At 61.1% G+C, this 11570-nt stretch carries 9 protein-coding genes and 1 pseudogene; 3 read left to right on the forward strand and 7 right to left on the reverse strand.

The genetic code is table 11. The features are described 5' to 3' along the window. Positions 1-348 precede the first annotated feature (348 nt). Positions 349-1250: pseudogene (locus BFR47_RS03210) on the reverse strand (LysR family transcriptional regulator). A 150-nt stretch (positions 1251-1400) separates the two neighbouring features. Between BFR47_RS03210 and aguB the strand changes: the two are divergent. Continuing rightward, a complete protein-coding gene (aguB, locus tag BFR47_RS03215) occupies positions 1401-2291 on the forward strand; it encodes an N-carbamoylputrescine amidase (RefSeq protein WP_071471734.1) in 891 nt (296 codons plus the stop codon). Beyond that, a complete protein-coding gene (gene aguA / locus BFR47_RS03220; RefSeq protein WP_071471735.1) occupies positions 2291-3361 on the forward strand; it encodes an agmatine deiminase in 1071 nt (356 codons plus the stop codon). The genes aguB and aguA overlap by 1 nt, the downstream gene beginning before the upstream one ends. Before the next feature lie 89 nt (positions 3362-3450). On the opposite strand, the gene dedD is transcribed toward aguA, so the two are convergent. The 6 genes from dedD to BFR47_RS03250 form a co-directional block, all read right to left on the reverse strand. Beyond that, on the reverse strand, positions 3451-4167 hold the full coding sequence (gene dedD / locus BFR47_RS03225; protein WP_071471736.1) for a cell division protein DedD: 717 nt from the start codon (positions 4165-4167) through the stop codon (positions 3451-3453). A 34-nt stretch (positions 4168-4201) separates the two neighbouring features. Continuing rightward, positions 4202-5443, reverse strand: a complete 1242-nt coding sequence (folC, locus tag BFR47_RS03230; RefSeq protein WP_425433984.1) for a bifunctional tetrahydrofolate synthase/dihydrofolate synthase — start codon at positions 5441-5443, stop codon at positions 4202-4204. After that, a complete protein-coding gene (gene accD, locus BFR47_RS03235; protein ID WP_071471738.1) occupies positions 5440-6303 on the reverse strand; it encodes an acetyl-CoA carboxylase, carboxyltransferase subunit beta in 864 nt (287 codons plus the stop codon). Before accD ends, folC begins: the two co-directional genes overlap by 4 nt. A 262-nt stretch (positions 6304-6565) precedes the next feature. Beyond that, positions 6566-7360, reverse strand: a complete 795-nt coding sequence (gene truA / locus BFR47_RS03240; protein WP_071471739.1) for a tRNA pseudouridine(38-40) synthase TruA — start codon at positions 7358-7360, stop codon at positions 6566-6568. A gap of 92 nt (positions 7361-7452) precedes the next feature. Beyond that, entirely contained in the window at positions 7453-9309 is a 1857-nt protein-coding gene (locus BFR47_RS03245; protein WP_071471740.1) for a FimV/HubP family polar landmark protein, read from the reverse strand. A 96-nt stretch (positions 9310-9405) separates the two neighbouring features. Continuing rightward, positions 9406-10554, reverse strand: a complete 1149-nt coding sequence (locus tag BFR47_RS03250) for a 4-phosphoerythronate dehydrogenase (RefSeq protein WP_071471741.1) — start codon at positions 10552-10554, stop codon at positions 9406-9408. A 112-nt stretch (positions 10555-10666) separates the two neighbouring features. On the opposite strand from BFR47_RS03250, the gene BFR47_RS03255 reads away from it, so the two are divergent. Beyond that, positions 10667-11404 carry a phosphatase PAP2 family protein gene (locus BFR47_RS03255; protein WP_071471742.1) on the forward strand — a complete coding sequence of 246 codons (738 nt, stop codon included), beginning with the start codon at positions 10667-10669 and terminating at the stop codon, positions 11402-11404. The last annotated feature ends 166 nt before the right edge of the window (positions 11405-11570 follow it).

Consider the following 11570-nt stretch of genomic DNA (forward strand, 5'->3'; position numbering starts at 1 on the left):
TCACCCCGACGACCTGCGCGTGGAAATGACGTTAATGTGGTAACAGGTAAGACCGGCCCTTGCCAATGCTGATGAAGCACTCGGAACCTGGATTCCGTAGGGACGATAACGCTGCAAGGGTGCGGCTCTCATTAGGGCCAGAGCAAGCCTGATGCTTGCTCACCAATACAGGCCGGATATACGTATGCAGTTTTATCCTGATGACTAACAATAACGGAAACCCCACTTGCAGAAAGCGAGGTGTCCATATACGTACTTGAAGCGTGTCGGAGGAGGCAACCCTGTTTCCTCTTTGTACTCGATGACAAACCAACAGACCTGGCGCCAATAGAAAGGCTTATAGTCACGTCATATCAAGGAGCGCAACAGTCCCCGTAACCACTGCAATGCGGGCTGGCGGTCGTGCAGCGGGTGCCAGACGCAGTTGAGATGATAGGCGGGCAAGTCTTCCGGCAGTGCCACCCGCTTCAGCGGCAGCGCCCCGGCCAGCATCACCGCCACTCGGTTCGGCAGCACCAGCAGGTGATCGCTCTGGCTGACGATGGCCGCCGCCGACATATAGCTCTGGCTGTTGACCGAGATGCTGCGCTTCAGGCCCTGGCTCGCCAGCCAGGTATCGACGATGGACTCCCGGGTACCCAGTGGCGAATGAAACACATGAGGCAGCTCGGTCAGCTGTGACAGGCTGATCCCTTCTTCCACCAGCGGGTGCGCTCGCGCCACCACCCCTGCCAGCGGTTCGGTCAGCCAGGTTTCGGTGCGCAGCGAACCCGGTACCTGCATGTATTCGTCAAAACCCAACACCAGATCCACCTCGCCGTTGGCCAGGGCCTGTTCGGGCAGCCGGTCGCGCAGTATCTCGATCTCGATGCGCACCCCCGGGGCTTCGGTCTGCAATCGACGGATCAGCGGCGGGATCAGCACACACTCCACATAATCGGTGGTACTGAGCACGAAGCGGCGGTTAGAGGTGGCCGGCACGAAGCTGTCTTCCCGCCCCAGTTCCTGCTCCAGTAACGCCAGCGCCCGGCGCACGGCCTGATGCAGGACCAATGCCCGACCGGTGGGCTGCATGCCGGTGGCACTGCGCACCAGCAAGGGATCTTCGAAAAACTGACGCAACCGGTTGAGGGCATGACTCATGGCGGGCTGGCTGATAAAACATTGCTGGGCCGCCCGGGTGACGTTGCGCTGGGTCATGAGGCGTCGAAGGCCAGTAGCAGGTTGAGGTCGAGCTGGTGTAGCTTCATCTTTTATTCATCAGACTAATAATAAAATTAATACTATTCATTTGATGGATGATAACGCAAGGGGCACACTGCGCTCTGAAGAGTCGAGTTGCTGATAAATGAGCGACGCGCAGCATGTCGCTGACAATTTACCGAGTTAAGGAGTTGATTATGGCAATGGTTACCGTGGCAGCCACCCAGATGGCCTGCAGCTGGAACAAAGAAGAAAACATCAGCCGGGCCGAGAAGCTGGTGCGCGACGCCGCCGGCAAGGGCGCCCAGATCATCCTGATCCAGGAATTGTTCGAGACCCCCTATTTCTGCATCGATCAGAGCCCGGAGCACTTCGCCCTGGCTCACGAAGTCGATAATAGCCCGCTGATCCGTCATTTTCAGGCTCTGGCCAAAGAGCTGGCCGTGGTGCTGCCGCTGAGCTTCTTCGAGAAGGCGGGTAACGCCTATTACAACTCGCTGGTGGTGATCGATGCCGACGGCAGCGTGCTGGATTTGTATCGCAAGACCCATATTCCCAACGGTCCGGCCTATCAGGAAAAGCAGTTTTTCACCCCCGGCGACACCGGTTTCAAGGTGTGGCAGACCCGCTATGCCAAGATTGGCGTCGGTATCTGCTGGGATCAGTGGTTCCCGGAAACCGCCCGCAGCCTGGCGCTGATGGGTGCCGAGCTGATCTTCTATCCTACCGCCATCGGCTCCGAGCCCGCCTATCCCGAGATCGACAGCCAGCCGCACTGGACCCGTACCCAGCAGGGCCATGCCGCCGCCAACCTGGTACCGGTAATAGCCTCCAACCGCATCGGTACCGAACAGAGCAAATACATCGACGGTCTCGAGATGACCTTCTACGGCTCTTCCTTTATCGCCGACCAGTTCGGTGAGCTGGTGGCCCAGGCCGACAAGACCACCGAAGGCGTGCTGGTGCACAGCTTCGATCTGGAAGACATCGCCAAGACCCGCATCAGCTGGGGCCTGTTCCGGGATCGCCGTCCGGCCATGTACCAGACCCTGCTGACCTCCGACGGCAAGCAGCAGGGAGGCCGCTGATGGATGCACTCAAGGGTTTCTACATGCCCGCCGAATGGGCTCCCCAACAGGCGGTATGGATGATCTGGCCCCACCGGCCCGATAACTGGCGCGAGCACGGTAAACCGGCTCAGGCCACCTTTGCCCAACTGGCCGAAGCCATCTCCGCCGCCACACCGGTGTATATGGCGGTGCCGGAAGCAGAAATGGACAAGGCCAGGCAACTGATGCCGCCACAGGTCAAACTGGTGGCCATCGACAGCGACGACGCCTGGGCCCGGGACACCGGCCCCACCGTGGTCATCAACGGTAAGGGCCAGGCCGCCGGTATCGACTGGCGCTTTAATGCCTGGGGTGGTCATGAAGAAGGTCTCTATTACCCCTGGGAAAAGGATCAGGCCATGGCCGGTGCCATGCTGGCCCATCAACAGCTGCCGGCGTACAAGGCACCGCTGGTACTGGAAGGCGGCTCCATTCATGTGGACGGCGAAGGCACCCTGCTGACCACCGCAGAATGCCTGCTCAACCCCAATCGCAACCCGGACTACACCCAGGACGATATTGAGCAGCAACTCCGGGATTATCTGGGCGTCAGCCATTTTATCTGGCTGCCGCAGGGAGTCTATCTGGACGAAACCAACGGCCACATCGACAACATAGCCTGTTTCGCCCGCCCCGGTGAAGTGATACTGCACTGGACCGATGACAAGAATGACCCCCAGTATGCACGCTCACAGGCGGCATACAAGGTGCTGAGCCAGGCCCGAGATGCCAGGGGTCGCGCCTTGAAGATATGGAAGCTGCCCCAGCCCGGCCCGCTGTTTATCACCAAGCAGGAAGCCGCCGGTGTCGCCCCCGGCGCCGGTGTGCCTCGGGTCGCCGGTGAGCGGATGGCAGCCTCTTATGTCAACTTCCTGATCAGCAATAACCGGCTGGTATTTCCGCTGCTGGACGAGCGTACCGACGACGAGGCGCGCCAGATACTGGAAACCATCTTCCCGGAGCTGGATGTGGTGGGTGTACCGACCCGGGAAATTCTGCTCGGCGGTGGCAATATCCACTGCATCACCCAGCAGATCCCGGCGGTGTAATCACCTAAAACCGCCTTCCAAAACCAAATAAAAAGCCCCGTTAACCAATCAGGTTAACGGGGCTTTTTTATCAGACAAGGCGTGATCGATTACTGGGGCCGCACGCTGCCCTTGAGACCCGTCAGCCGCTCCAGCGCCGACAGCTGCTGTTCCAGCCGGGCTTTGCTGTCGGGACCGACCCATACCCGGTTCAGCTGCCCCTCACGGGGGACCGCCGGGGTAGTCTGGGCCCGATAGCCCGCCGCCCGCAGTTTGTTGACCAGCGCATTGACGTTGGCGGCATTGCGAAACGCCCCCAGCTGGACCACATGATTTCCTTGCTGCGGCGCGACCTGCTGCGGAGTTACCTGTTGAGGCGCTATCTGTTTAATCACAGGCGCAGGCTGCACTATCGGTGCCGGTTTAATTATCGGTGCGGGTTTCACCACCGGCGCCGGTTGAGGTGCAGGAGGAGCCGGCTTGGGCGCAGGCGGTGCCGGTTGCGGTTTGGGAGGCACCGGTTGTTCCACCTGCTTAGGTGCCACCGGCGGAGCCTCCTTGGCCTGTTCCATCGCCCAGACCTCGGGCTTGGCTGCCACCGGCTCCGACTGGCCGGTCCTTTCCTGCTCGCCGGCGGACAACTGCTCGGCAGCCGGCGGCGCCGTCACCACCGGCCGCGCCGGCTCGAGTTCCGGACGCAGCGGTATGGTGACCGCCTCGTCAGGCGCCAGCTGTTGCTTGCCATCCAGCAGATCGGGCAGAAAAATAACGCCCAGCGCCACCAGAATGACGGTACCCACTAATCGATGCTGAAATTGTGTCGCCAACGCGCCCTTCCTCAGTTACTGCCTGTTATGTCGCTCATTGCGCCCTGTTCGCCAGCACGTCGGCAACGGTGAAGAAGGAGCCGAAGGCGATGATGACATCCTGCTCCCCCGCCGCGGCTTCTGCCGCCGCCAATGCCGCCGTGACCGAGCCGAAACACGTGCCCGGCTGCCGCTCGGCCAGTTCATCGGCACTGGCCCCACGAGGGCCACCGAGGCTGGCCAGATACCAGTCGTCCACCAGTCCGCGCAAGGGCGCCAGGCTGGCGGCAATGTCCTTGTCCTTGAGCATGCCCACCACCGCCAGGCAGCGCCCGCTGCCCTTGATAGCGGCCAGACGACTGGCCAGGTAACCGGCCGACTCCGGGTTATGGGCCACATCCACCCACAGCCCTGGTGTCAGCTGCTGCAAGCGGCCACTCAGGCGGGCCTGTTGCAGCCCCGACTTTATCGCCTCGATATCGAGGGCAAACGGAGACAACGCCAGGGTCGCCAGTGCCGTGGCCGCATTCATCAGCGGCAGGGACGGCAGTGGCAGGGCATCCAGACTCAGGCCAAGGCCGTGAAAACACCAGTCGTCGCCTTGCTGCTGCCATTGATAATCGCGTCCGGTGCAACTCAGCGGCGTGCCCAACTGCTCGGCATGGGCCAGCAGGCTGGCCGGCGGCTCGGGATCACCACAGACGGCCGGCTTGCCGGCCCGGAAAATACCGGCCTTTTCGAAGCCGATGGTTTCCCGGTCGGAGCCCAGCCAGTCGGTATGATCGAGTGCCACCGTGGTGACCACGGTCTGATCCGAGGCCACCACATTGGTGGCATCCAGCCGGCCACCCAGACCCACCTCCAGCAACACCACCTCGGGCGCGGCATCGCGAAACAGCCACAGCGCCGCCAGGGTGGTGAACTCGAAGTAGGTCAACGCCACCTCGGCCCGGGCCGTTTCCACCGCGGCAAAGGCGGCACAAAACGACGCGGCAGACGGGCTGCTTCCGTCGATCCGCACCCGCTCTCGATAATCGACCAGGTGAGGAGAGGAGTAGACACCCACGCTGTGGCCGCCGGCCCGCAGCATGGCCTCGAGCAGGGCACAGGTCGTGCCCTTGCCGTTGGTGCCGCCGACGGTAATCACATGGCTGGGCAGGCTGAGCAGGCCCAGACGACCCGCCACCAGCGTCATGCGCTCCAGCCCCAGCTCGATATGAGCCATGTTGAGGCTTTCCAGTACCACCAGCCAGTCGGCAAGCGAGCGGCGGCGAGAGTCGACAGGGGTGCTCATCAGAACTCGGCAGGCTCCTGGTTCATCAGCTTGCCGATGAGGCCAGCCAGCTTGTCGCGCATTTCACGACGATCGATGATCATGTCGATGGCGCCGTGCTCCAGCAGGAATTCGCTGCGCTGGAAACCCTCGGGCAGCTTTTCCCGTACCGTCTGTTCGATGACGCGCGGACCGGCAAAACCGATCAAGGCCTTGGGTTCGCCGACGTTGACGTCGCCCAGCATCGCCAGACTAGCAGAGACACCGCCCATGGTCGGGTCGGTCAATACCGAGATATACGGCAGACCCGCCTGCGACAGACGATTAAGCGCGGCACTGGTCTTGGCCATCTGCATCAGCGAGAACAGGGCTTCCTGCATGCGGGCACCACCGGAGGCGGAGAAACACACCAGGGCACGGTTTTCTGCGATACAGGCATCCACCGCCTTGACAAAGCGTGCGCCCACCACCGAAGCCATGGACCCCCCCATGAAGGAGAACTCGAAGGCACAGGCCGCCACCGGCAGGCCCTTGAGGGTACCGGTCATCACCACCATGGCGTCTTTTTCATTGCTGCTTTTCTGGGCGGCACTGATCCGGTCTTTATATTTCTTGGAGTCCTTGAACTTGAGCACGTCCTGGGGCTCCAGTTCGGCTCCCAGCTCGACCCGGCCACCCTGATCGAGGAACTTGTCCAGTCGCAGCCGGGCGCTGATGCGCATGTGGTGATCGCACTTGGGACAGACTTCCAGATTGCGGTCCAATTCGGCCCGGTATAATACCTGCTCGCAATTGGCGCACTTGGTCCAGACCCCTTCCGGGATATTGTGACGACGAACACCGATGTTTTTGTTCTTGGGAAGAATTTTCTCAAGCCAACTCATGGAAATCCTTAGCGTTATTGCATGGTTGTTGCGTAGTAATTACATAGTTATCACGCAGTCTGGTCAGGTTGGGCGGCCCGGTCCGTCGACCGATGCCAGCGCGCAGGCAGCAATGCCCGCCCTTGCCCGCTTCACTGCCAGCCCGGTTTGCCGAACCCTGCCCATCTGGCGCGGCTCGGCCATTATCTGGCTGGCATTAAACCATATATCTGCATGCAGGTTGATAAAAAACTTAAGCCTGCCGGTACTGGTCCTACCCCGATCAGCGCAACTGATCCGGTAGCCATAACGGACCGGGCACCGAGACCGGTAAACCGAGCTCGGCAGGGTAATCCACCTCCACCAGGTAAAGCCCACCCGCCTTGGCGGTGGGGCCGGCCAGGTTGCGGTCCCGGCCTTCCAGTATTTCCTTGACCCAGCCGGCGTCGGCCTGACCCATGCCTACCATCAGCAGGGTGCCGGTGATATTACGCACCATATGATGCAGGAAGGCATTGGCCTTGATGTCGAGCACCACATAATGGCCGTAACGCTGCACATTCAGGTGCATGATGTTGCGATTAGGGCTGCGCGACTGACACTGTACCGCCCGGAAGGCGCTGAAGTCCCGTTCGCCCAGCAGACACTGGCCCGCTTCATGCATTTTCTGGGCATCTATCTCGCCGACATAATGGCTGACGCCACTGCCATGAATGGCCGGCCGCATATTATGGTTGAAGATGATGTAGCGATAGCGACGGGCGGTGGCGCTGAAGCGGGCATGAAAGTCGTCATTCATCGTCTTGACCCAGCGCACCGCAATGCCCGGTGGCAGATTGGCATTCATGCCCAGGGTCCAGGCTCCGGGCGGACGGTCGGCATGGGTATCAAAGTGCACCACCTGACCGGTACCGTGCACACCGGCATCGGTTCGGCCGGCACATTGTACGTCCACCGGATGATCGGCAATCTTTGAAAGGGCTTTTTCCACCTCAGCCTGAATACTGGGGACTTCCCGTTGACGCTGCCAGCCATAATAGCCGCTGCCGTCATACTCGATGCCAAGGGCAATACGCATAATCAGTTCCAAGGGTAAAAAAGGACGGCAATTATACCCGTTACCGCCATAAATTGAAGAACCGGCCTCAGGACGAGGCCGGTGACAGGAGATTATCGCTTGGCCAGTCGCTGCAACAGCTTCTGAGCGTCACGCCGTTGCTCTTCATTACCCCGCTCCAGCGCCTCGTTCAGCAAGTCGCGGGCACTGTCGATATCGTCGATTTCGATGTAGGCACGAGCCAGATCCAGCCTGGCTCCCATGCCCCCTTCGTCGACGTCGATATCGACCCCCTGGCTCTGACCGAGCACATCGGCATATTCATCCAGCTCTAAATCCAGATCCAGTTTACGCTCGTAGTCCCGGTCCATCCCTTCGCTCAAGTCCGCCTCGGCCATCAATTGATCCACCGAGACATAATCGGCATCGGCAGCCTTCTGTTCCGGGGCTGGCTCAGGTGGCGACTGGGAGGGTGCCTTCTGACCCGGAACGTCGCTCGCCGCAGACGAAGTATCGTTGAACAGCAGCTCGTCAATATCGTCGTTTGATACCCTGGGCTCCTGATGGCCGTCTGTCGCCATTTCGTCCTCAAACAGCATCTCCGAAAAGTCGACGTCCCTGGATGCCGCCGACGCAGCTGTCTCGGGAGTCGGCTCTTCCGCCTGCCGGCGCTGAGCCTCTTCTTCTTCCAGTCGTTGCTGCTCCTCCAGAAAGCGGGCAAAGGCATCTTCATCGATTTCCGGCTCGGGCGAGGACACCTCGGGGTCGGGCTGGGGATCGGACTCGAACCGGGGCTCCGCTTCGGCAAAGACGGTCGATTCCGGCTCCGCCGTGCTGGAGAACAGATCATCAAACTCATCACGTTCGCCAGCCATCATCACCGAGGTGCTTTCAGACAGCTCCTGCTCCTGTTCGGCCAGATCCCGACGGACCCGGTTACGCCACCACAGAGTAAACAACGCCAACAGCAGCAAGGCCGGCAGGGTCAGTACCAGTGCCAGATTCAACGGGTTGGTCAGCAGCTCATCCAGCCAACTGCCGATACCGGCTTCTTTCTGTTCCGGCACGGCCGGGGCATCCGCCTGCCGCAACTGCTTCAATTCCTCCACCTCGACCGTTAACCGGGTCAGCCGCTGACGCAGTGCCTGGTTGTTATCCGCCAGGGCTGCCAACTGCTCATTGGACATGGCCACCTGCTCGCGCAGTTCATCCATCAACTGCAGTTGCAGGCGGGCCAGCGTCATCTCTTCGGCCTGTTCCGGTTCCGAGGCCGGAGGGGGAGCGGTAACGGCGGGCACCGCCGGCGCGGCCTTGGGCTCACTCAGCAGGCTGGCGCCGCTGTTGGCGGGCTGTACGGCCGTCACTGTCGCCGGTTGAACCGGCGGCACCGCCGCCACCGGTGGCGCTTCCTGTACTGCCTTCGCCGACGCGCCATTCGGGCTCACCGTGACCGCCGCTGGTGCCGCCGGCTTCGGCCCGGCGACCGTTTGCGTTTGCACGGGTTTCGGGGCCGGTTTCGACGCCGTGGCGACCCGACTGGCGGTACGATTACCCTGGCGGCTTAAACGACGAAATTCGGCCTCGGCTTCCCCGGGCGAACGCTGCCGGGCCTGTGACTGGGTCGGCAGCCGCAGCCTGGCTCCCCGCTGCAGGTAATTGATATTACCGCGCACGAAGGCCTGGGGATTGAGATGATAAAGCGCGATCATGGTCTGCTGCACCGTGACCGGTGCCTGAGTATGACGGGCGGCAATACCCCAAAGGGTATCGGTGCTGCGAACCGGACCATAGCGGCCCGGACTGGCCACCGGCTGAGCCGGCGCCGATGACGGCACGGCGGCTGGCGGTGCCGATGCCGCCGACTCCGGGCCTCTCAGCTCGATATAAAACTCGCCCTGTGCCAACACAGGGGCGGAGCAGGCCAGCCACCAGGCCAGACCGACACCAATACGGGGTCTGAGTCGCTTCATTATGTCTTTTATCCTTTTCCTGACTCTGTGCCGGAGCATCCGACGGTCAAGGCTCGCCATGGCATCAGTGTAGAAAAAAACAGTGCCAATAGGAACTTATCTGTCCGCTTTCTCTGTCAACAGGCTATCGGCACTCCCGCCTGATACTTTAAACCCCAGTGACTCGCCGTTGCCGACCGTGCCCAGCAACCGTAACGAACCGAGCTCCCGACGCTGGGGATAATGCTTGCGCAAACGGTCAAAAAAGCCCGTCTGCCCCAGGAACTGGCGAAAGGCGGCATCGTCCAGTTCGATGTCGTACACCAGTCGCACCAGTCGCGCCACCACGGCCTGATCCGGCGCCTCGTTCAAATGCAGTGCCTCGATGGGCGGCGGAGGCAACAGCTGTTCGGGAGTAAAGCGCCTGTCGTTCCCCAGTTGCTCGCACAGAGCCCGGTAAAGCGCAAAGGTGCCTCTCACCTTGCCCTCAAGGCTATAGCCGGCGATATGGGGGGTCGCGATCAACACATGCGGCACCAGCGGCGCCAGTACCTCGGGCTCGTGCTCCCACACATCCATGACCAGTGTCAGCGGAGAGGGACCCTGTTGCCGGGCTAGCAGCGCCTGATTATCCCATACGTCTCCCCGGCAGGCGTTGATCAGTACCTGATCACCGCTGAGCCCGGCGATGGTCGCCTGATCCAGCAGATGCCAGGTCGGATGATCGCCACCATGAATCAGGGGCACATGAAAACTGACGATATCGGCGGCCAGTGCCTGTTCAAGTCCGACAAAAGCAGTCGGGTCCCGTTGCGCCCTCGGCGGATCGCACAACAGCACCGTCATGCCCAGTGCCCGGGCTCGCGCGGCCACCTCGGCACCGGTATTACCGACCCCCACCACGCCCAGGGTTTTGCCCTGAAGTTGCCAGCCCTTGTGCACCGCCACCCGCAGCAAGGCCGCCAGTACATAGTCACCCACCGCCACCTTGTTGCAGCCGGGTGCACTGGCGAAGGCGATACCCCGCCGGGCCAGCAGTTCGGTGTCGATATGGTCGCAGCCAATGGTGGCCGTGCCCACAAAGCTCAGTCGCTCGGCCTGAGCCAGCAAGGCGGCATCTACCCCTGTAATGGAACGCACCAGCAGCACATCCACATCACGCAACTGCTCCGGGCTGATTTCCCGACCGGGGCAGGTCACCACCTCGGCCCAGTCACCAAACAGCTCCTGCACGAAGGGCATATTTTCATCGGCCAGTATTTTCATCGACTACCTCCTGTAATGGCGGCTCATTGTACCCCGAGTTGCAGCCAGCTTCAGCTTCCATCAACCAGCCGTTTTGCTAGAATCGCCGCTTTCCTCCCTGTGACTTCTTTTTATGACACCACGATTGTTGTTCACGGTGCTGGCGATACTGATACTGCCGGTCGCCATCGCCAGTCTGGGGTATCACTGGCACTGGCACTGGCACTGGTTTCCGCTGCTGGACCTGGATGATACTCCTGCGCTACTGGCCTATGGCCTGACCCTGTCGGTCGGTAACGTCGGCATCGTCTTTACCCTGCTGGCCTTGAGCCTGCTGGCCCTGCACCGCTGGCGGCGGCGACCGGGACAGTGGCTGGTGTTCTTCTTCTGCCTGATGGCCGCCCTGGGCAGCGCCTTTGTTACCAAGACCATCGCCAAGCAATACTTCAAAGAGCCCCGACCTTATGTGCTGTGGCTGGCCGAACAGGGCAGGCTCGCCGACAGCGACCGTTTTTATGCCCAGTTGCCGTCGATACGGGAACAGTGGCTGGCGGATGGTCTGAGAGAAATGCCGGAGCGACAGGTGCCGGGCTGGCTAAAGCTGCACTGGCAGGATGAGGTCAGCTACTCCTTCCCGTCCGGGCATTCGATTGCCGTCATGACCATCGCCGGCTTCTATTGTCTGTTGCTGCTTTATCACCGTCGCTCACCCTGGCTGGTTACGGCCCTCGCCTCTTGGGCGGTGGCAGTGTGTTATTCCCGGCTGTTGCTGGGTCTGCACTGGCCGGTGGACATACTGGCCAGCAGCGTGCTGGGCGTCATGTTCGGCGTGCTGGGCGCCTGGGGCTTCATTCGCTGGGATCGGCGCTGAAAAACAAGTTGTAAGCCTGTCTCTTAGTCACAAATCAACGTGTGGAATAAAGAGGCAACAGGGTTGCCTCCTCCGACACGCTACAAGCATCCCTGTGACGCTCAGCAAATGCCATATATGGACACCTCGCTTTTCGCAAGTGAGGTTTCCGTGTTTTTGGCTATCA

The sequence above is a fragment of the Oceanisphaera psychrotolerans genome (assembly GCF_001870485.1).
GTDB classification, from domain to species: domain Bacteria; phylum Pseudomonadota; class Gammaproteobacteria; order Enterobacterales; family Aeromonadaceae; genus Oceanimonas; species Oceanimonas psychrotolerans.